The sequence below is a fragment of the Citrobacter sp. CK195 genome, assembly GCF_030333365.1.
GTDB classification, from domain to species: Bacteria; Pseudomonadota; Gammaproteobacteria; order Enterobacterales; family Enterobacteriaceae; genus Citrobacter_B; species Citrobacter_B koseri.
The window spans coordinates 129,206-150,271 of record NZ_JAOWGB010000022.1 but is presented as its reverse complement, the minus strand read 5'-3'; the positions used below and the strand labels follow the sequence as shown (position 1 = coordinate 150,271).

20 protein-coding genes and 1 riboswitch are annotated in these 21,066 nt (G+C 57.5%); of the genes, 16 read left to right on the top strand and 4 right to left on the bottom strand.

Going from position 1 to position 21,066, the window contains the following annotated elements; genetic code table 11:
• Positions 1–61: 61 nt before the first annotated feature.
• Positions 62–1,345, bottom strand: coding sequence for a putative acyl-CoA thioester hydrolase (locus OGX93_RS05650; protein WP_286449717.1), 1,284 nt, complete (start codon positions 1,343–1,345; stop codon positions 62–64).
• 231 nt (positions 1,346–1,576) lie between these two features.
• Between OGX93_RS05650 and hutI the strand changes: the two genes are divergently transcribed.
• The 5 genes from hutI (at position 1,577) to hutH (ending at position 7,893) form a co-directional block, all read left to right on the top strand.
• A complete protein-coding gene (gene hutI, locus OGX93_RS05645) occupies positions 1,577–2,800 on the top strand; it encodes an imidazolonepropionase (protein WP_286449747.1) in 1,224 nt (407 codons plus the stop codon).
• Positions 2,797–3,738 (top strand): formimidoylglutamase, encoded by a 942-nt coding sequence (hutG, locus tag OGX93_RS05640; protein WP_012133208.1) that lies wholly within the window; start codon positions 2,797–2,799, stop codon positions 3,736–3,738. Before hutI ends, hutG begins: the two co-directional genes overlap by 4 nt.
• A gap of 88 nt (positions 3,739–3,826) precedes the next feature.
• Complete coding sequence (locus OGX93_RS05635; RefSeq protein ID WP_012133207.1) at positions 3,827–4,546, top strand: histidine utilization repressor; 720 nt, start codon at positions 3,827–3,829, stop codon at positions 4,544–4,546.
• Positions 4,547–4,685: 139 nt separating this feature from the next.
• Positions 4,686–6,371 carry a urocanate hydratase gene (gene hutU / locus OGX93_RS05630; protein WP_286449748.1) on the top strand — a complete coding sequence of 562 codons (1,686 nt, stop codon included), beginning with the start codon at positions 4,686–4,688 and terminating at the stop codon, positions 6,369–6,371.
• A gap of 1 nt (position 6,372) precedes the next feature.
• Positions 6,373–7,893: a histidine ammonia-lyase gene (hutH, locus tag OGX93_RS05625; RefSeq protein WP_012133205.1), complete on the top strand. Its 1,521-nt coding sequence runs from the start codon at positions 6,373–6,375 to the stop codon at positions 7,891–7,893.
• A gap of 105 nt (positions 7,894–7,998) precedes the next feature.
• Here the strand turns inward: hutH and OGX93_RS05620 are convergent, their stop codons facing one another.
• Both OGX93_RS05620 and bioA read right to left on the bottom strand, forming a co-directional pair.
• Positions 7,999–8,475, bottom strand: coding sequence for a kinase inhibitor (locus tag OGX93_RS05620; RefSeq protein WP_049010068.1), 477 nt, complete (start codon positions 8,473–8,475; stop codon positions 7,999–8,001).
• Positions 8,476–8,540: 65 nt separating this feature from the next.
• Positions 8,541–9,830 (bottom strand): adenosylmethionine--8-amino-7-oxononanoate transaminase, encoded by a 1,290-nt coding sequence (gene bioA / locus OGX93_RS05615; protein WP_214143432.1) that lies wholly within the window; start codon positions 9,828–9,830, stop codon positions 8,541–8,543.
• A gap of 86 nt (positions 9,831–9,916) precedes the next feature.
• Here bioA and bioB point away from each other — a divergent pair, with 86 nt between their 5' ends.
• The 5 genes from bioB to uvrB all read left to right on the top strand — a co-directional run bounded on the left by bioB (position 9,917) and on the right by uvrB (position 16,118).
• Positions 9,917–10,957 carry a biotin synthase BioB gene (gene bioB / locus OGX93_RS05610; RefSeq protein ID WP_012133202.1) on the top strand — a complete coding sequence of 347 codons (1,041 nt, stop codon included), beginning with the start codon at positions 9,917–9,919 and terminating at the stop codon, positions 10,955–10,957.
• The gene (bioF, locus tag OGX93_RS05605) at positions 10,954–12,108 is read left to right on the top strand and encodes an 8-amino-7-oxononanoate synthase (RefSeq protein ID WP_286449749.1); all 1,155 of its coding nucleotides are present in this window, start codon (positions 10,954–10,956) and stop codon (positions 12,106–12,108) included. The genes bioB and bioF overlap by 4 nt, the downstream gene beginning before the upstream one ends.
• Positions 12,095–12,850 (top strand): malonyl-ACP O-methyltransferase BioC, encoded by a 756-nt coding sequence (bioC, locus tag OGX93_RS05600; RefSeq protein WP_153258246.1) that lies wholly within the window; start codon positions 12,095–12,097, stop codon positions 12,848–12,850. Before bioF ends, bioC begins: the two co-directional genes overlap by 14 nt.
• Positions 12,843–13,529, top strand: a complete 687-nt coding sequence (gene bioD, locus OGX93_RS05595; protein WP_049008951.1) for a dethiobiotin synthase — start codon at positions 12,843–12,845, stop codon at positions 13,527–13,529. The genes bioC and bioD overlap by 8 nt, the downstream gene beginning before the upstream one ends.
• 567 nt (positions 13,530–14,096) lie before the next feature.
• The gene (gene uvrB, locus OGX93_RS05590; protein WP_049008949.1) at positions 14,097–16,118 is read left to right on the top strand and encodes an excinuclease ABC subunit UvrB; all 2,022 of its coding nucleotides are present in this window, start codon (positions 14,097–14,099) and stop codon (positions 16,116–16,118) included.
• A gap of 104 nt (positions 16,119–16,222) precedes the next feature.
• On the opposite strand, the gene yvcK is transcribed toward uvrB, so the two are convergent.
• Positions 16,223–17,131, bottom strand: a complete 909-nt coding sequence (gene yvcK, locus OGX93_RS05585) for a uridine diphosphate-N-acetylglucosamine-binding protein YvcK (protein WP_024130513.1) — start codon at positions 17,129–17,131, stop codon at positions 16,223–16,225.
• A 286-nt stretch (positions 17,132–17,417) separates the two neighbouring features.
• A riboswitch (molybdenum cofactor riboswitch) is annotated at positions 17,418–17,564 on the top strand.
• On the opposite strand from yvcK, the gene moaA reads away from it, so the two are divergent.
• The 6 genes from moaA to OGX93_RS05555 all read left to right on the top strand — a co-directional run bounded on the left by moaA (position 17,552) and on the right by OGX93_RS05555 (position 21,014).
• Positions 17,552–18,541, top strand: coding sequence for a GTP 3',8-cyclase MoaA (moaA, locus tag OGX93_RS05580; protein WP_286449750.1), 990 nt, complete (start codon positions 17,552–17,554; stop codon positions 18,539–18,541). It overlaps the preceding riboswitch by 13 nt.
• A 24-nt stretch (positions 18,542–18,565) precedes the next feature.
• On the top strand, positions 18,566–19,078 hold the full coding sequence (gene moaB, locus OGX93_RS05575; RefSeq protein ID WP_047457988.1) for a molybdenum cofactor biosynthesis protein B: 513 nt from the start codon (positions 18,566–18,568) through the stop codon (positions 19,076–19,078).
• 2 nt (positions 19,079–19,080) lie between these two features.
• On the top strand, positions 19,081–19,566 hold the full coding sequence (gene moaC / locus OGX93_RS05570) for a cyclic pyranopterin monophosphate synthase MoaC (protein ID WP_012133192.1): 486 nt from the start codon (positions 19,081–19,083) through the stop codon (positions 19,564–19,566).
• Positions 19,559–19,804 (top strand): molybdopterin synthase sulfur carrier subunit, encoded by a 246-nt coding sequence (moaD, locus tag OGX93_RS05565; RefSeq protein WP_012133191.1) that lies wholly within the window; start codon positions 19,559–19,561, stop codon positions 19,802–19,804. The genes moaC and moaD overlap by 8 nt, the downstream gene beginning before the upstream one ends.
• A gap of 1 nt (position 19,805) precedes the next feature.
• On the top strand, positions 19,806–20,258 hold the full coding sequence (gene moaE, locus OGX93_RS05560; protein WP_286449751.1) for a molybdopterin synthase catalytic subunit MoaE: 453 nt from the start codon (positions 19,806–19,808) through the stop codon (positions 20,256–20,258).
• 51 nt (positions 20,259–20,309) lie between these two features.
• Positions 20,310–21,014 carry a Bax inhibitor-1/YccA family protein gene (locus tag OGX93_RS05555; RefSeq protein WP_024130511.1) on the top strand — a complete coding sequence of 235 codons (705 nt, stop codon included), beginning with the start codon at positions 20,310–20,312 and terminating at the stop codon, positions 21,012–21,014.
• Positions 21,015–21,066 lie beyond the last annotated feature (52 nt).

Below are 21,066 nucleotides of genomic sequence, written 5' to 3'. Positions count from 1 at the left end.
CACGCCCGGCGTGACGACCTTTTCTCTTTTATCTGGCCTGAAGAATAATCGTCAGCAGATATTATTGCTTCGGTTCGGCAACCACTTTACTGCCTAAACCCCGGTTGTTGTATTCCCACATCCGGTTAAAGTTCGTGTCGTTCAGGTTACGCTGTACCTCGTCTTTATCATCCTTCGCGCCAGTATTCCCGGCAAAAGGACGTTTGGAGATAACGGCGTCAGCCCACGGTTTCGCCATATTGAACCCTTCGTTAATCACGCTATCGCGGATAACGACCTGACCGTTGGTGTTGGCATCCACATCCAGCGAACGACCTAGTTGCGCGACGCCATCACCTGCGGCGGTAAAGCGGCTGTTGGTGGCGAGGAAACCGTAATAAATATTCGACAGCGTTGCCGGAGCGAAAACATACGCTTCCTGCTGGGTACGGGAGTTCACCACGCGGAAATCGGTGTTATCGAACACCACTGCGCCGCGACCGGAAACCATATCCACATCCCCTTCAATGTAACTGTTCGTCACCAGCGTGCGTGGTTGGCGATCGTTTTGCAGGCGGTTCTGCACGCCGCTGTTGGTCACGAAGAAGGTATTCTGGCGACCCAGAATGTTCACTTTATTAATCTGCACTTTGTCGCCGTCAGTGCGTAAGGCCACTGCCGGATGGTTGCCGGCGTCAACGCTGTCACCGAGATTGTTTTCGATGGTCAGATTTTGTAACTGCAAGCCGTCATTCTGTGACCAGACCACCGCAGAACACATCACGCCAATGCTGGCGCCGCGTTTGCTCTGGCAGTTATCAAACATATACCACGCAGGTTTGCCCGGCATGTATTTACCGCCCGGGTTCACTGAACGACGCCAGTCGGTCGTGCTCATTTCGCCGTCAATCGCCTGGCCGATTTTCACATCAATCGCGTTCTCGCCCGTACCGTACAGCGTCAGGCTGCCAGGCGCCGCCGGGATATACACGGTTCCCTGATACTCGCCCGCCATAATGGCGATGTACAGACGCTTGCTGCTGCGCTGCGTAATTGCTGCATCTACCGCCGCCTGAATGCTGGTGTGCGTCACGCCTGGCGTGCCAGCCGGGCCGACAACGAAGTCAGGTTGCGCAGGCAGCGTAATGGCGGAAGGCGTCCACGGCGCCGTATTCGGCGTCAGTGACGAGAAATAGTGTGCAGCAACGAAATTCTGCGCTTCGTTCGCCGACAGGATCGGACGCGAGGAGGTGCCTGGCGCGGTCTGATCGGATGGGATTTGATCGGGCGGCGTAGAGCTACAGGCGGTCAGCGTCACGCCAAAAGCCAGTGCCAGCGCCAGACGGGAAACCGAAAATGTGTTCACAGGTTGCTCCGGGCTTTGAAAGTTAAATTAATTCCATTGAAGCCTGCTTTTTTATACTAAGTTGAGCGAAACGGGAAGGTGAAAAGGTAAAAAGTTCTTTTTTAGACGCCGCGCACCCGATGTTCCAGGCAAGTACATCACAAATAAATAACATTCATGGCCTGTAAGATTGACAACCCCGGCAGAATAAAAAATAAATGTATAGACAACCCATGACAAGTGATGAACCCAATGGCGCAACTTTTACCTGATGACACGATCTGGCGGAATGGCCGACTGGCGACGATGGACCCTGAACGCGGTAGCCCTTATGGGATGGTGGACGATCATGCGCTTGTCGTCCGCCAGGGCCGGATACTGGATATTGTGCCTGCGTCGTCGCTCAACGCCGCGCACCGCAATACCGTGGATCTGCAAGGCCGACTGGTCACGCCCGGACTGATTGACTGTCACACCCACCTGATTTTTGGCGGCACGCGCGCCGGGGAGTGGGAGCAGCGGCTTAACGGCGTGTCGTACCAGCAGATCAGCGCGCAGGGCGGCGGTATCAACGCGACCGTCGCCGCGACCCGGACGGCCTCTGAAGATGAACTTTTAACCGTTGCGCGTGCGCGGATGGCGCGATTGCTGCAAGAAGGCGTTACGTTGCTGGAGGTGAAATCCGGCTATGGCCTGAATTTCGCCACGGAAGAGAAAATGTTGCGCGTTGCCGCTGCGCTGGCGCATGAAAACAGGGTGGAAATCAGTCCTACCCTGCTGGCGGCACACGCGACGCCAGCAGAATACCGTGACGATCCCGACGGCTATATCACGCTAGTTTGCGAAAGTATTCTGCCCGGATTATGGGCAAAAGGGCTGTTTGAGTCGGTGGATCTTTTCTGTGAAAGCGTGGGGTTTAACCTGGCGCAGAGTGAGCGGGTATTTCAGGCCGCTCAGGCGTTGGGCATTCCGGTAAAAGGGCACGTTGAGCAACTCTCCTTGCTGGGGGGCGCACAACTGGTGAGTCGTTATCAGGGGTTATCCGCCGACCATATTGAGTATCTGGATGAGGCTGGCGTGGCGGCGATGAGTCGCAGCGGCACCGTGGGCGTTCTGCTGCCGGGGGCGTTTTATTTCCTCAAAGAGACGCAGCGCCCGCCAGTGGCGTTGCTCCGCCACTATGGCGTGCCAATGGCGGTTGCAACGGACTTTAACCCCGGCACCAGTCCGTTTATCAGTTTGCATCTGGCGATGAACATGGCTTGCGTACAGTTTGGCTTAACGCCGGAAGAGGCGTGGGCGGGCGTGACGCGGCATGCTGCGCGCGCGCTGGGGCGGCAGACGACGCATGGGCAATTGAAAGCGGGATATGTCGCTGACTTTGCCGTATGGGACGCTGAGTTTCCGGTTGAAATCCTTTATGAACCGGGGCGTAACCCGCTCTGTCACCGTGTATTCAGAGGAGAAGTAACATGACGCAATGGCAACCCGCATCCCCCACGCTCTGGCAGGGGCGTGATGACAGCGCCGAGGCGGCTAACGCGCTGCGTCTCTTTCAGACTGTGACGCGCAGCCCGACGTTTTCTCCCGAAATGTATCGTGAAAAAATCGCCTTGCTCGGCTTTGCCTGTGACGAAGGCGTGAAGCGAAACCAGGGGCGACCTGGCGCAGCTGGCGCGCCGGATGCCCTGCGCCGGGCGCTGGCGAACCTGGCCTCTCACCACGGCCACGATCGGCTGGTGGATTTAGGCAACATTATTGCGCAAGCCCCCGATCTGGAAGGCGCGCAGCAGGCGCTTCGCGATGCGGTACGGCGCTGCCAGCAGGCGGATATGCGCACGTTTGTGCTAGGCGGCGGACATGAAACGGCGTTTGGGCATGGCGCGGGACTGCTTGATGCGTTCCCGCATGCCAGAGTCGGCATTATTAATCTTGATGCGCATCTGGATCTGCGTCGGGCTGACCACGCCACCTCCGGTACGCCGTTTCGCCAGTTGGCGCAATTATGCGATGAACAGCAGCGTGAGTTTCATTACGCCTGCTTTGGCGTCAGTCGGGCGGCAAATACGCAGGCGTTATGGGATGAGGCGCAACAACGCGGAGTGACCATCGTAGAAGACGTGGATTGTGATACCGCTCAGGCGCCGTTGGCGCAGGTTATCGACAGCGTGGATAAGATCTACCTGACCATCGATCTTGATGTGTTGCCCGCCTGGGAGATGCCCGCAGTGTCTGCGCCCGCAGCGCTCGGTGTGCCGTTGGCGACGGTGATGCGGCTTGTCGATGCCGTTTGTCGCAGCGGTAAGCTACAGGCGGTGGATATGGTTGAATTTAATCCGCGCTTTGACGATGATGGCAACGCAGCGCGTGTTGCGGCACGCCTCGGCTGGCAAATCGCACACGGGTGGCGTTAATCGCGATGTTTGTCCGGCCCAGAATCGCGTTACAGGCCGGATAATGCCATCCGGCAAATAAAATCATACGCTTAAGGAAGGCTTACGCATGCTCCCATCCCGTTCTGCCCCTGTGCCTTTCTATGAAAAGGTCAAACAGACGATCAGCGACAACATCGCCAGCGGCGTCTGGCGCCCGCATGACCGCATTCCCTCGGAAGCGGAACTGGTGGCGCAATTTGGCTTCAGCCGGATGACAATCAACCGGGCGTTGCGGGAATTAACGGATGAAGGGCTGCTGGTGCGTTTACAGGGCGTCGGCACATTTGTGGCGGAACCGAAAGGGCAGTCCGCACTGTTTGAAATTCGCAGCATTGCCGATGAAATCGCCGCCCGTCACCATCAGCACCGCTGTGAGGTGCTGACGCTGGAACAGACACAGGCGAATGCGCTTCAGGCCACGGCCCTGAATGTGCGTGAAGGCACGCTGATTTTTCATTCGGTGATGGTGCACTATGAAAACGATCTGCCGGTGCAGATTGAGGATCGCTGTGTGAATGCCGGCGTTGTACCGGATTATCTGGCGCAGGATTACAGCCAGACCACGCCTCATGCATACCTGTCGCTGATCGCCCCGCTAACGGAAGGGGAGCACATTGTGGAAGCCGTGCGCGCCACGGCGGAAGAGTGCGCGCTGCTGAACATTAAGGAGCACGATCCCTGCCTGTTAATTCATCGGCGCACCTGGTCTGCGTCGCACATTGTTTCTCACGCTCGCCTGCTTTTTCCCGGTTCTCGCTACCGGTTGCAGGGCCATTTTATGTCCTGAATGACGGCGCGATAAAAAGCGTGATTGCTGACGCAATATAACAAAAATGTATCTCAGTTGTTAAAATCAGCCTTGCGACAAGTTGTATAGACAAGTATATGTTACTTATCTGTCCGATCATCGTAAGGAGTCTGGTGTCATGCCTCAAAGCAAGTATCGTCAGCAGGATATCCGCGCCCCGAGGGGAACAACCCTGACGGCAAAAAGCTGGTTAACCGAAGCGCCGCTGCGCATGTTAATGAACAACCTCGATCCCGATGTTGCCGAGAATCCGCATGAACTGGTGGTTTATGGCGGCATTGGCCGCGCGGCGCGCGACTGGGAGTGCTATGACGCCATCATCAATGCGCTGACCAAACTGGAGGCCGATGAAACCCTGCTGGTGCAGTCCGGTAAACCGGTCGGCGTGTTTAAGACCCACGAAAACGCGCCGCGTGTCCTGATCGCTAACTCCAACCTGGTGCCGCACTGGGCGACCTGGGAACATTTCAATGAGCTGGACGCCAAAGGGCTGGCGATGTACGGCCAGATGACCGCCGGAAGCTGGATCTACATCGGCAGCCAGGGCATCGTGCAGGGCACCTATGAAACCTTCGTTGAAGCAGGACGGCAGCACTATCAGGGGAATTTGTCCGGGCGCTGGGTACTGACCGCCGGGCTTGGCGGTATGGGCGGCGCACAGCCGCTGGCCGCGACGCTGGCGGGGGCGTGCTCGCTGAATATCGAATGCCAGCAAAGCCGTATTGATTTCCGTCTGCGTACCCGCTACGTCGATGAACAGGCCACCTCGCTGGACGATGCGCTGGCGCGAATTGAAAAATATACCCGCGAAGGTAAAGCCGTCTCCGTTGCGCTGTGCGCCAACGCGGCGGACGTCGTGCCGGAACTGGTAAAACGCGGCATTCGCCCGGATCTGGTGACCGACCAGACCAGCGCGCACGATCCGCTGCACGGTTATCTGCCCTCTGGCTGGCGTTGGGAGGAGTATCAGGCGAAAGCGGCGTCAGATCCACAGGGCACGGTACAGGCGGCGAAACGCTCAATGGCGAAGCACGTACAGGCGATGCTGGCGTTCAGTGAAATGGGCGTCCCGACCTTCGATTACGGCAACAATATCCGCCAGATGGCGAAAGAGATGGGCGTAGAGAACGCCTTTGATTTTCCTGGGTTCGTTCCGGCCTATATCCGCCCGCTTTTCTGTCGGGGGATCGGCCCATTCCGTTGGGTAGCGCTTTCCGGCGATCCAGAAGATATTTATAAAACCGATGCCAAAGTCAAAGAGATTGTGGCGGATGACAAACATCTGCATAACTGGCTGGATATGGCGCGCGAACGTATTAACTTCCAGGGCCTACCGGCGCGTATTTGCTGGGTGGGGCTGGCGTGGCGGCAAAAACTGGGTCTGGCGTTTAACGAAATGGTACGCCGTGGAGAGGTCTCCGCGCCGATCGTCATTGGCCGCGACCATCTGGATTCCGGCTCCGTCGCCAGTCCAAACCGGGAGACGGAAGCGATGCGCGACGGTTCTGATGCGGTATCCGACTGGCCGTTACTGAACGCGCTGCTCAATACCGCCAGCGGTGCGACCTGGGTTTCGCTGCATCATGGCGGCGGCGTCGGCATGGGGTTCTCGCAACATGCCGGAATGGTGATTGTCTGCGACGGCACCGACGAGGCGGCGGCGCGTATCGCCAGAGTGCTGCATAACGATCCGGCGACAGGCGTGATGCGCCATGCTGACGCCGGGTATGAGATTGCGGTTGAATGCGCCGCAGAACAAGGGCTGAACTTGCCGATGATCGCGGCTACTCAAGGAAAACGCTGATATGAATACGCTTACGTTAACGCCGGGTCATCTGAGTTTTGCGCAGCTTCGCGCCGTCTGGCAGCAGCCAGTGCAACTGCGTCTTGATAGCAGCGCGGTTGACGGTATTAATGCCAGCGTCGACTGCGTGAACAATATCGTCGCCGAGGGGCGCACGGCCTACGGTATCAATACCGGTTTTGGTCTGCTGGCGCAGACGCGCATCGCCACGGAGGATCTGCAAAACCTGCAACGTTCGCTGGTGCTCTCCCACGCGGCGGGTATTGGCGAGCCGCTGGACGACGCGATGGTGCGTTTGATCATGGTGCTGAAAATCAATAGCCTGGCGCGTGGTTTCTCGGGTATCCGCCTGAGCGTGATTGAGGCGCTGATTGCGCTGGTCAACGCAGAGGTCTGGCCGCTGATCCCGGCGAAAGGTTCTGTAGGGGCATCGGGCGATCTGGCGCCGCTGGCGCATATGTCGTTGACGCTGCTTGGCGAAGGGAAAGCCCGCTGGCAGGGGGAGTGGCTTCCGGCGAAAGAGGCGTTGAAAAAGGCCGGACTGGAACCGATCACGCTGGCGGCGAAAGAGGGACTGGCGCTGCTGAATGGCACCCAGGCCTCCACCGCCTTTGCGCTGCGTGGGCTGTTCGAAGCGCAGGCGTTGTTCGCCTCTGCGGTGGTCTGCGGGGCGTTAACCACCGAAGCCGTTCTGGGGTCGCGCCGACCGTTTGATGCGCGCATTCATGCCGCGCGCGGTCAGCGTGGGCAGATTGACGCCGCCGGGCTGTTCCGCCACGTTCTGACGGAGACCAGCGCGATAGCACAGTCGCACCATAACTGTGAAAAGGTGCAGGACCCGTACTCGCTTCGCTGTCAGCCGCAGGTGATGGGCGCGTGCCTCACACAACTGCGTCAGGCGATGGAGGTGCTGCTCGTTGAAGCCAACGCCGTTTCGGATAACCCGCTGGTGTTTGCCGAAGAGGGGGATGTGATTTCTGGCGGTAACTTCCATGCCGAACCGGTGGCGATGGCGGCGGATAATCTGGCGCTGGCGATTGCGGAAATCGGCGCGCTGTCGGAAAGGCGTATCGCGCTGATGATGGATAAACATATGTCGCAGTTGCCGCCTTTCCTGGTGAAAAACGGCGGCGTCAACTCCGGTTTTATGATTGCGCAGGTGACCGCTGCGGCGCTGGCCAGCGAGAACAAAGCGCTGGCGCATCCGCACAGCGTGGACAGCCTGCCGACGTCGGCCAATCAGGAAGATCATGTGTCGATGGCGCCCGCTGCGGGTCGGCGACTATGGGAAATGGCGGCAAACACGCGTGGGGTCATTGCGGTAGAGTGGCTGGCGGCCTGTCAGGGGATCGACCTCCGGGAAGGATTAACCTCAAGCCCGCTGCTGGAGCAGGCGCGAAAAGCGCTGCGCGAGCAGGTGCCGCATTATACTCAGGACCGTTTCTTCGCGCCGGATATTGAGTGCGCGACCGAACTGCTGGCGCGCGGGGACTTGTTCCGGTTATTACCTGATTTCTTGTAAAAAAATGCCGGATGGCGCTGACGCTTATCCGGCCTACGGCGCTGGATGTCAGGTGCCGCAGGCCGGATAAGACGCTTTAGCGTCGCCATCAGGCAACAACGGCACTTAGCTGAACATTGCGGTAATCGACGCGCTGGCGAGCGAATGGAAATGGACGTTAAAGCCCACCATCGCGCCGCTGGCGCCTGCATCGACATCAATGCGTTCCACATCCAGCGCGTGAACGGTAAAGATGTAGCGGTGCGTTTCCCCTTTCGGCGGAGCTGCGCCGCCGTAGCCTGCTTTACCAAAATCGGTGCGCGTCTGGAGAGTCCCTTCCGGCATCGCCACCAGGCCGGAACCAAACCCTTGCGGCAGTACGCGGGTATCGGCTGGCAGGTTGGCGACAATCCAGTGCCACCAGCCTGAGCCGGTTGGCGCATCGGGATCGTAGCAGGTCACGACAAAGCTTTTCGTACCGGCGGGCACCTCGTCCCAGGCCAGATGCGGAGAGATGTTGTCCCCGTCATAGCCCATGCCGTTAAACACATGGCGATGGGGCAGTTTTTCCCCGTCGCGCAGGTCGTTGCTGATAAGTTTCATACAGCCTCCATTAATCTACTGATTAGCAAGGAAGTGTAGCCAGAACCGCTACAGCTTACCGCTGATTAATGGATAAAAAATGTTTCATTGCGCACAGCGTCGTTCACCGCCTGCGTCAGACGATGCAATTGTTCCGGCTGGATGATATAGGGCGGCATCAGGTAGATAAGTTTACCGAACGGGCGCACCCAGACGCCTTGCCCGACAAAGAAACGCTGTAACGCCGCCATATTGACCGGGTGCGTGGTTTCCACGACGCCGATGGCGCCGAGTACGCGCACGTCAGCGACCCAGGACGATGCGCGCGCGGGCGCTAGTTCGCGGCGTAACTGCGTTTCAATCGCCGCCACCTGCTGCTGCCACTCGCCCGTTTCCAGCAGGGAAAGACTGGCGCAGGCCACGGCGCACGCCAGCGGATTGCCCATAAAAGTCGGGCCATGCATAAAGCAACCGGCTTCGCCGTTGCTGATGGTTTCAGCGACCAGACGGGTGGTTAACGTGGCGGAAAGCGTCATCGTACCGCCGGTGATGGCCTTACCGAGACACAAGATATCCGGCGTAATGTCCGCATGTTCGCAGGCAAACAGTTTACCTGTGCGGCCAAATCCGGTGGCGATCTCATCGGCAATCAGCAGAATCCCTTCACGATCGCACATCTTGCGGATGCGGCGAAGCCACTCCGGGTGATACATCCGCATCCCGCCTGCGCCCTGGACAATGGGTTCCAGAATCACCGCCGCAATCTCATGCCGGTGCGCCGCCATCAGGCGGGCAAAGGCCACCATATCCCGCTCGTCCCATTCGCCATCCATCCGGCTTTGCGGGGCGGGGGCAAAGAGGTTTTCCGGCAGATAGCCCTTCCACAGGCTGTGCATTGAGTTATCTGGATCGCATACCGACATCGCGCCGAAGGTGTCCCCGTGATAGCCGTTGCGAAAGGTCAGAAAACGCTGACGAGACTCGCCTTTCGCCTGCCAGTATTGCAGCGCCATTTTCATCGCCACTTCCACCGCCACCGAACCGGAGTCCGCCAGGAACACGCACTCCAGCGCTTGCGGCGTCATCGCCACCAGCTTGCGACACAGGTTGACCGCAGGGGCATGGGTAATGCCGCCAAACATCACATGCGACATGGCGTCAATTTGCGTTTTCATCGCGGCGTTGAGCTGTGGATGGTTGTAACCGTGGATCGCCGCCCACCATGACGACATGCCGTCGATCAGACGGTCGCCGTTGGCCAAAATCAGTTCGCAACCCTCGGCGCGCGCAACCGGATAAACCGGGAGCGGGGAGGTCATGGAGGTATAGGGATGCCAGATATGGCGTTGGTCAAAGGCAAGATCGTCCGTTGTCATAATCGACTTGTAAACCAAATTAAAAACATTTAGGTTTACGAGTCTACACCGAATCAAGAATTAACAACACCCTTTGGAGAGGCCCTATGGCTCACCACCCACGCTGGACATTGTCGCAAGTTACCGAATTATTTAATAAACCGCTGCTGGATCTGCTGTTTGACGCGCAGCAAATCCATCGTCAGCATTTCGATCCGCAACAGGTGCAGGTCAGTACGCTGCTGTCGATTAAAACCGGCGCCTGCCCGGAAGACTGCAAATATTGCCCGCAGAGTTCTCGCTATAAGACGGGGCTGGAAGCGGAACGTCTGATGGAAGTGGAGCAGGTGCTGGACTCTGCGCGCAAAGCGAAGAACGCCGGTTCAACCCGTTTCTGCATGGGCGCGGCATGGAAAAACCCGCACGAGCGTGATATGCCGTATCTGGAACAGATGGTGCAGGGCGTGAAGGCGATGGGGCTGGAAGCCTGTATGACCCTCGGCACGCTCAATGAATCTCAGGCGCAGCGCCTCGCCAACGCCGGGCTGGACTACTACAACCACAACCTGGATACCTCCCCGGAATTTTACGGCAACATCATCACGACCCGCTCGTATCAGGAACGTCTTGATACGCTGGACAAAGTACGTGAAGCGGGGATTAAAGTCTGCTCTGGCGGTATCGTTGGCTTAGGCGAAACGGTCAAAGATCGCGCCGGGCTGCTGTTGCAACTGGCGAATTTGCCGACCCCGCCGGAAAGCGTGCCGATCAACATGCTGGTGAAGGTCAAAGGTACGCCGCTGGCGGATAATGAGGATGTGGATGCGTTTGATTTCATCCGCACGATCGCTGTTGCGCGCATTATGATGCCAACCTCATACGTGCGTCTTTCTGCGGGTCGCGAACAGATGAACGAGCAGACGCAGGCGATGTGCTTTATGGCGGGGGCGAACTCCATCTTCTACGGCTGCAAGCTGCTGACCACGCCGAACCCGGAAGAAGACAAAGATCTCCAGCTGTTCCGCAAACTGGGGCTGAATCCGCAGCAAACGTCGGTGCTGGCTGGCGACAACGAACAGCAACAGCGTCTGGAACAGGCGCTGATGACCCCGGATACAGACGACTATTACAACGCGGCAGCAGTATGACCTGGCAGCAAAAAATCGACGATGCGCTTACGGCGCGTCGTTCTGCCGATGCGTTGCGTCGCCGCTATGCGGTGGCGCAGGGGGCAGGGCGTTGGCTGGTGGCTAACGAACGCCAGTATCTGAATTTCTCCAGCAATGACTACCTCGGTTTAAGTCACCATCCGCAGATTATTCGCGCCTGGCAACAGGGTGCGGAGCGCTTTGGCGTCGGCAGCGGCGGCTCCGGCCACGTCAGCGGCTACTCCGTGGCGCATCAGGCGCTTGAGGAGGCGCTGGCAGGCTGGCTTGGCTATTCGCGGGCGCTGCTGTTTATCTCTGGCTTTGCGGCGAATCAGGCGGTTATCGCCGCGCTGATGGCGAAAGACGATCGGATTGTCGCGGACCGTCTCAGCCACGCTTCATTGCTGGAAGCGGCAAACCTCAGCCCGGCGACGCTTCGCCGCTTTACCCACAACGATCCTCAGCACCTGGCGCGCCTGCTGGACGCCCCGTGCGGCGGGCAGCAACTGGTGGTGACAGAGGGCATATTCAGTATGGACGGCGATGGCGCGCCGCTGGCGGAGATCCACCGTGTCGCACGGCAGCGTAACGCCTGGCTGCTGGTGGATGATGCGCATGGTATTGGCGTTACGGGCGATGAGGGGCGCGGAAGCTGCTGGCGACAGCAGGTCAAACCTGAACTGCTGATTGTGACGTTTGGCAAAGGCTTTGGCGTCAGCGGGGCGGCGATTCTCTGCTCTGAAAGCGTTGCGGATTATCTGTTGCAGTTTGCCCGTCATCTGATCTACAGCACCAGTATGCCGCCGGCCCAGGCGCAGGCGCTGAGCGCGGCGCTGGCGGTGATCCGAAGCCCGGAAGGCGCAGATCGCCGGGAAAAACTGGCTGCGTTAATTCAGCGCTTCCGTTCGGGCGTTAAGGCCAGCGATTTTACGCTGGCAAATTCGCACAGTGCGATTCAGCCGCTGATTGTCGGAGACAATGCGCGCGCGTTACGGCTGGCGGATACTCTGCGGGAGCAGGGATGCTGGGTGAGCGCGATCCGACCGCCTACCGTTCCGGCCGGTACTGCCCGGTTGCGCCTGACGCTCACTCAGGCGCACGAAACGCAGGATATTGATCGCTTACTGGAGGTGCTGGATGGCGCAGGTTGATAAGCAGGCGATTGCGGCCGCGTTTGGGCGCGCCGCGTCGCATTATGAACAGCACGCTGAACTGCAACGCCAGAGTGCGGACGCGCTGTTGGCGCTGCTGGCAGGGCGTGAATGTGCGCACGTTCTGGACGCCGGTTGTGGGCCTGGGCGGATGAGCCGCTTCTGGCGAGAGCAGGGATGCGAGGTTACGGCGCTCGATCTCTCGGCGCAAATGCTGGATGAGGCGCGTCGTCAGCAGGCTGCTCACCATTACCTTGCGGCGGATATCGAAGCCATCCCGCTGGCGGCGGCGCGGTTTGATTTGGCATGGAGCAACCTGGCGGTGCAGTGGTGCGGCGACTTGCGCGGCGCGCTAAGCGAACTGTATCGCGTGGTGCGTCCTGGCGGCGTGGTGGCGTTTACCTCGCTGGCGCACGGATCGCTGCCGGAACTGCGTCAGGCCTGGCAGGCGGTAGATAACCGGGGGCATGCCAACCATTTTTTGTCGCCGGAGACGATCGGCAATGCAATGCGCGGCTGGCGCGTCCGTCAGCAGATCCAGGCGATCACCCTGTGGTTTGATGATGCGCTCAGCGCGATGCGTTCGCTTAAAGGCATTGGGGCGACGCATCTGCACGAGGGGCGTGAACCGCGCGTGTTAACGCGTTCGCAGTTGCGACAGTTGCAGTTGGCCTGGCCGCAGCAGCAGGGGAAATATCCGCTGACGTATCAGCTTTTTTTGGGAGTCATTGAACGTGATTAAACGGTATTTTGTCACCGGGACGGACACTGAAGTTGGAAAAACGGTCGCCAGTTGCGCCCTGTTACAGGCTGCCGCGCAGAGCGGCTTTCGGACGGCGGGCTACAAGCCCGTGGCGTCGGGCAGCGAGATGACGGCGCAGGGGCTGCGCAATAGCGATGCCCTGGCGCTACAGCGCAACAGCACGCTGACGCTGGCTTATGAAGCGATCAATCCCTACACCTTTGCGGAACCGACCTCGCCGCACATTGTGAGCGCAGAGGAGGGGAGACCCGTTCAGGCCTCGGTGATGTCCGCCGGTTTACGCACGCTGGAACGGCAGGCCGACTGGGTGTTAGTGGAAGGGGCGGGCGGCTGGTTTACTCCGCTTGGCGAAACGCTGACGTTTGCCGACTGGGTCGCGGCGGAGCACCTGCCGGTGATTCTGGTGGTGGGCGTGAAGCTGGGGTGTATCAATCATGCCATGCTGACGGCGCAGGCCGTGCAGCAAGCCGGGCTGACGCTTGCCGGGTGGGTAGCCAATGACGTGACGCCGCCCGGAAAGCGCCATGCGGAATACATGGCGACGCTAACGCGGGTGATTACGGCTCCTCTGCTGGGCGAAATCCCCTGGCTTTCCGGGAAGGCGGAAAGTGCATCGACAGGACAATATCTCGATCTGACGCGCCTGAAGGCGGTGTAAAACGGGTGAAAATGCGAGCAGGATCTCGCCTGCCGCCCGCGTTTCGTTAGCTGATAAAAATCAAAAAAAAGCGATAATTTTTTTTTAGCCCCTCATCAAGGGGCGTCCGCGCGATTTTGCCAGGCGGCAGTCCATACGGGCTGGACGCAGTTATCCACCATTCCTGTGGATAACCTTGTGTATTAGAGTTAGAAAACACAACGTAAGCGAGAGAAGACGCGGCCTGCGACTAAATTGATGCGAAAGGCGTCTTAAGTAAATAGTGCTTATGAAACAATTTGTTAGATAAAAGCAATGGCTGTAAGGAAAGTGTCACGGGTTGCCACAAATCTTTCATCACACATCTTGACAAGTGTTAAAAAAGTCTTTGGTTTGGGGATAACCGCATCTCACTGGTTTTTTATCTCGTCAGGGTCTACATTTTACGTCGCAATGCCGGGTGTTATCCCTTATTTGAGTAATACCTTAAGTCGCCACTGTTTTTTCATCCAGTATATTTTGCTGGCAATATTAGCGGCTCCGGGTAAAATTAGTGTCCTGCCCGCCCATTCCTTCAGGTAGCTGCCCATGAGTAAACCGTTCAAACTGAATTCCGCTTTTAAACCTTCAGGCGATCAGCCGGAGGCGATACGTCGTCTGGAGGAAGGTCTTGAAGATGGTCTGGCGCACCAGACGCTGTTGGGCGTAACGGGGTCAGGGAAAACGTTCACCATCGCCAATGTGATTGCCGATTTACAGCGCCCGACGATGGTGCTTGCGCCCAATAAAACGCTGGCGGCCCAGTTATACGGCGAAATGAAAGAGTTCTTCCCTGACAACGCGGTGGAATATTTCGTCTCTTACTATGACTACTATCAGCCAGAGGCGTATGTGCCCAGCTCCGACACCTTTATCGAAAAAGATGCGTCGGTGAACGAACACATAGAACAGATGCGGCTGTCGGCGACCAAGGCGCTGCTTGAGCGGCGGGACGTTGTGGTCGTGGCTTCGGTTTCCGCTATCTACGGTCTGGGCGATCCCGATTTATACCTGAAGATGATGTTGCACCTGACGGTGGGGATGATCATCGATCAGCGCGCTATCCTGCGCCGTCTGGCGGAGTTGCAATATACCCGCAACGATCAGGCCTTCCAGCGCGGCACTTTCCGCGTACGCGGCGAGGTCATCGACATCTTCCCGGCGGAGTCTGACGATATTGCGCTGCGGGTTGAGCTGTTTGACGAAGAGGTTGAACGTCTGTCGCTGTTTGACCCGCTGACCGGGCAGGTTGAATCGACTATCCAGCGCTACACCATCTACCCGAAAACGCACTACGTTACGCCGCGCGAGCGCATCGTACAGGCGATGGAGGAGATCAAAGACGAACTGGTGGACAGACGCAGGATCATGCTGGAAAACAATAAGCTGCTGGAAGAACAGCGCTTAACCCAGCGTACGCAGTTCGATCTGGAAATGATGAACGAGCTGGGATATTGCTCGGGGATTGAAAACTACTCCCGCTACCTTTCCGGGCGTGGGCCTGGCGAGCCGCCGCCGACGCTGTTTGATTATCTGCCAGCCGATGGCCTGTTAGTCGTGGATGAATCTCACGTCACGATTCCGCAAATCGGCGGGATGTTTCGTGGGGACAGGGCGCGCAAAGAGACGCTGGTGGAGTACGGTTTCCGTCTGCCGTCAGCGCTGGATAACCGTCCGCTAAAATTTGAAGAGTTTGAAGCGCTGGCCCCGCAAACCATCTACGTTTCCGCCACGCCGGGCAACTATGAGCTGGAGAAATCCGGCGGCGAGGTGGTGGATCAGGTGGTGCGTCCTACCGGGCTGCTGGATCCGATCATTGAAGTTCGGCCGGTGGCGACGCAGGTTGATGATCTGCTCTCTGAGATCCGCCTGCGGGCGGCGATTAACGAACGTGTGCTGGTGACGACGCTGACCAAGCGAATGGCGGAAGATCTTACCGAATATCTCGAAGAACACGGCGAGCGTGTACGTTACCTGCACTCGGACATCGATACCGTTGAACGTATGGAAATCATTCGTGATTTGCGTCTGGGCGAGTTTGACGTGCTGGTGGGGATCAACCTGTTGCGAGAAGGGCTGGACATGCCTGAGGTCTCGCTGGTGGCGATTCTGGACGCAGACAAAGAAGGGTTCCTGCGCTCAGAGCGTTCGCTGATTCAGACCATCGGCCGTGCGGCGCGTAACGTCAACGGGAAGGCGATCCTCTATGGCGATAAGATCACCCCGTCGATGGCGAAAGCGATAGGCGAAACCGAACGTCGTCGCGAGAAACAGCAGTTATACAACGAAGAGCACGGTATCGTTCCGCAGGGGCTGAATAAGAAAGTGGTCGATATTCTGGCGCTGGGTCAGAACATTGCGAAAACCAAAGCGAAGGGCAAAGGGAAGTCCCGCGCAGCGGCGAAATCGGGTGTGGTTGAGCTGGATATGACGCCGAAAGCGTTGCAGCAGAAAATTCATGAGCTGGAAGGCCAGATGATGCAGCATGCGCAAAACCTGGAGTTTGAAGAAGCCGCAGAGATTCGCGACCAGCTGCATCAGCTACGTGAGCTGTTTATCGCGGCGTCCTGACGATGGCGGATGGCGACGTAAAGCGTCTTATCCGGCCTACGGTTGTGCCGCCTGTTGTGTGTAGGCCCGGTAAGCGAAGCGCCACCGGGCAAATCTGAATACGTTTACCCCAACGCCTGTATCGCTTTCTCCAGCGCGTTATGCAGCAGCTGTCGGTCATGGCGATACGGAATATCGCTGGCTTCCAGCACTTCCTGAATCACAATCCGGCCCGTCACCGCTGAGGCATCTACTTTCGGGCCAACCACAATGGCGTCGATAACCTGTTTCCCGACGTATTGCTCCATAATCGCCAGTTTGTCGACAAGCGTTAAGCTGGCGGCGGGCAGACTCAATTCGCGCCCCAGATTACCGATATAGACCATCGGCGCCGGAGTACGGCGCAGCGCCTGCGCCAGCTCATCAAGCAGCAGAATCGGCATCAAACTGGTGTAGAAACTTCCGGGGCCAATCAGAATCAAATCGGCTTCGCTAATGGCCTGCACCGCTTCCCGGGTGGTGGGGACTTTCGGTGACAGCATCAGCTCCTGCGGCGGGGTCGCCAGTTGATCGATATTCACCTCGCCGTATACTTCATGCCCCTGATCGTCGATGGCCATCAGGTCTACCGGCAGCTCCGACATAGGGATTAAATGCGCATCCACCTTCAACAAATTGCGAATTAAATTTATCGCTTCGAGAGGCCGCACACTCAGGTGGTCCAGCGCCTTTAACATCAGATTTCCGAGGTTATGGCCGGAAAGTTCACCATTACCGCCAAAACGATACTCAAACATCGCCGACGCGACGCTGGGTTCGGTAATTAACTGGTTCAGACAGTTGCGCATATCGCCCCAGGCGATGCCCCCTTCAGAGCGGCGAATACGGCCTGTGGAACCCCCGTTATCGGTAGTGGTGACAATACCGGTCAGGCGCGAGCCTAATGAAGAGAGTGAAGAGAGAACGCGTCCTAATCCATGCCCTCCGCCGAGAGCGACAACACGATCCAGGTCTGCCAGCGTACGATTGCGCATACAAATTCCTAATATCAGAGGTACTGCGCTACAGTAGCGCAAATAGCGCCTTTTCAGCAATTAGCCAACGAACAACGATGGAAAATAAATCCATCCCCTCTACCTCTTTCGGATAGGGTTAGCCTGATGGCTAACTGATGTATATCAATGCAAAAGTGTGATTTTTGCTTATTCTGTAGCGAAATAGCACGATCATGACGCTATATACATGATTATATAGCGTAAAGTGGGAATGGCAAAAATGCTATTTACACGCTAGTATCGGCATAACCACCTTTTTAAGCGATGCTTAAAAAGACACTCTAGCCTCTATGCCTGTGTCAAATTGATATGGTGTTTTGGCCGTGACAAGCCTCGAAAGAGTTTGCCACCAGGGCGCAGGAAGAAATGACTCCGCCTCCCGTATTTGGAAAGGTGTACATGGCCTCACAACTTACCGATGCTTTCGCACGTAAGTTTTATTACTTACGTCTGTCGATTACTGATGTGTGTAACTTTCGTTGCACATACTGCCTGCCGGATGGCTACAAGCCTGGCGGTGTCACCAATAACGGCTTTCTGACCGTCGATGAAATTCGCCGTGTGACGCGCGCGTTTGCCAGTCTGGGCACCGAAAAAGTGCGCCTTACCGGCGGTGAACCGTCGCTGCGTCGCGACTTTACCGACATCATTGCCGCCGTGCGTGAAAACGACGCGATTCGCCAGATTGCGGTGACCACTAATGGGTATCGTCTGGCGCGTGATGCGGCGAACTGGCGCGACGCGGGTCTGACGGGAATCAACGTCAGCGTCGATAGCCTCGACGCCCGTCAGTTTCACGCCATTACCGGGCAGGATAAATTCCAGCAGGTGATGGCGGGCATTGACGCCGCGTTTGACGCCGGTTTCGCAAAGGTCAAAGTGAACACCGTGTTGATGCGCGATGTGAACCATCATCAACTGGACACCTTTCTCGCCTGGATTCAGGTACGCCCCATTCAACTGCGCTTCATTGAACTGATGGAGACGGGAGAGGGGAGCGAACTCTTTCGTAAACACCATATTTCTGGACAGGTGCTGCGTGATGAACTGCTGCGTCGCGGTTGGATTCATCAACTGCGCCAGCGCAGCGACGGCCCGGCGCAGGTTTTTTGTCATCCTGACTATGCCGGTGAAATCGGTCTCATCATGCCGTATGAAAAAGATTTCTGCGCCACCTGCAACCGTCTGCGCGTTTCCTCGGTCGGTAAGCTCCATCTTTGCCTGTTTGGCGAAGGCGGCGTGAGCCTGCGCGACCTGCTGGAAGACGATGCACAGCAACATGCGCTGGAAGAACGCATTTCAGCCGCGCTGCTGGAGAAAAAGCAGACCCACTTCCTGCACCAGAACAATACCGGTATTACGCAAAATCTATCGTACATAGGCGGTTAACGCCTTAACGGAAAAGGAGTTTTTATGAGTCAGGTAAGCGCTGAGTTTATCCCTACCCGCATTGCTATTCTTACGGTTTCCAGTCGTCGCGGCGAAGAAGACGACACTTCCGGTCATTTTCTGCGCGACGCCGCGCTGGAAGCGGGGCATCAGGTCGTGGACAAAGCCATCGTTAAAGAGAACCGCTACGCCATTCGCGCGCAGGTTTCCGCGTGGATCGCCAGCGATGACGTTCAGGTGGTGCTCATCACCGGCGGCACCGGGCTGACCGATGGCGATCAGGCGCCGGAAGCGTTACTGCCGCTCTTTGATCGCGAAGTCGAAGGGTTTGGCGAAGTGTTCCGCATGTTGTCGTTTGAAGAGATTGGCACATCGACCCTGCAATCTCGCGCGGTGGCCGGCGTTGCCAACAAGACGCTGATTTTTGCGATGCCGGGCTCCACAAAAGCGTGCCGCACCGCCTGGGACAACATCATCGCGCCGCAGCTTGATGCTCGCACACGCCCGTGTAACTTCCACCCACATTTGAAGAAATAAGTATGTCGCAACTGACCCATATTAATGCCGCTGGCGAAGCGCACATGGTGGATGTCTCCGCCAAAGCGGAAACCGTACGTGAGGCGCGCGCCGAAGCGTTTGTGACGATGCGCAGTGAAACGCTGGCGATGATTATCGACGGTAGCCACCATAAGGGCGATGTTTTCGCGACCGCGCGTATCGCCGGTATTCAGGCGGCTAAACGTACCTGGGAGCTGATCCCGCTGTGCCATCCGCTGTTGTTGAGTAAGGTCGAAGTGCAATTGCAGGCGGAACCCGAACACAACCGGGTACGCATTGAATCGTTGTGTCGCTTGACGGGGAAAACCGGCGTGGAGATGGAAGCGCTGACTGCCGCTTCCGTGGCGGCATTGACGATCTACGACATGTGCAAAGCGGTGCAAAAAGATATGGTGATTGGCCCGGTGCGCTTGCTGGCGAAAAGCGGCGGTAAGTCTGGCGATTTTAAGGTGGATGCACATGATTAAGGTTCTGTTTTTCGCTCAGGTGCGTGAACTGGTGGGAACGGATGCGTTAGAGGTCGCCGCCGATTTCCCAACCGTAGAAGCGCTGCGTCAGCATCTGGCGGCGCAAAGCGATCGCTGGGCGCTGGCGCTGGAAGACGGCAAGCTGCTGGCCGCCGTCAATCAGACGCTGGTCAGTTTTGAACATCCGCTGACGGCGGGTGATGAAGTGGCCTTTTTCCCACCGGTGACAGGAGGCTGAGATGGCTGAAACGCGAGTGATCGTTGGCCATGCGCCGTTCAGCGTTGGGGAGGAGTACCCCTGGCTGGCGGAGCGTGATGAAGATGGCGCGGTCGTGACCTTTACCGGTAAAGTCCGCAATCATAATCTGGGCGACAGCGTTAAAGCGCTGACGCTGGAACATTACCCGGGGATGACGGAAAAAGCGCTGACGGATATCGTGGACGAGGCGCGCTCGCGCTGGCCGCTGGGGCGCGTGACGGTGATCCATCGCATTGGTGAGCTGTGGCCGGGCGATGAGATTGTCTTTGTCGGCGTAACCAGCGCGCACCGCCGCAGCGCGTTCGAGGCCGGGCAATTCATTATGGATTATCTGAAAACCCGCGCGCCGTTCTGGAAGCGTGAAGCGACGCCGGAAGGCGAGCGCTGGGTGGAAGCGCGCGATAGCGATCGGCAGGCGGCAAAACGCTGGTAGCAGAATGTGATACCCTTATTCAGGGGTATCACTTTTAATCAGGAGATCATCATGGACCGATTCCCACGATCCGATTCTATCGTACAGACCCGTTCCGGCCTGCAAACGTATATGGCGCAGGTATATGGCTGGATGACGGTTGGGCTGCTGCTGACCGCATTTATCGCCTGGTATGCGGCGAATACGCCTGCGGTGATGATGTTTGTCTTTTCCAGCAAAATCACCTTCTTTGGCTTGATTATCGCCCAGCTTGCGCTGGTTATTGCGCTGTCGGCAATGGTGCAAAAACTTAGCGCCGGGATGGCGACCACGCTGTTTATGCTCTATTCGGCGCTGACGGGCCTGACGCTGTCGAGCATTTTTATCGTTTATACCTATTCGTCTATCGCCAGCACGTTTGTCGTGACCGGCGGGATGTTTGGCGTGATGAGCCTGTATGGCTACACCACGAAACGCGATCTCAGCGGCTGGGGCAGCATGCTGTTTATGGCGCTGATCGGTATCATTCTGGCATCGTTGGTCAACTTCTGGCTCAAAAGCGAAGCGTTGATGTGGGCGGTGACCTATATCGGGGTGGTTGTCTTTGTCGGCCTGACCGCCTATGACACGCAGAAGCTGAAAAACATTGGCGAGCAGATTGATGTTCGTGACAGCTCGACGCTGCGGAAATACTCGATTCTCGGCGCGTTAACGCTGTATCTGGACTTCATCAACCTGTTCCTGATGCTGCTGCGTATTTTCGGTAATCGCCGTTAATTGGCGTGAACGCTGTATCCGGCCTACAGGTTAGGCCGGTAATACACCTGAT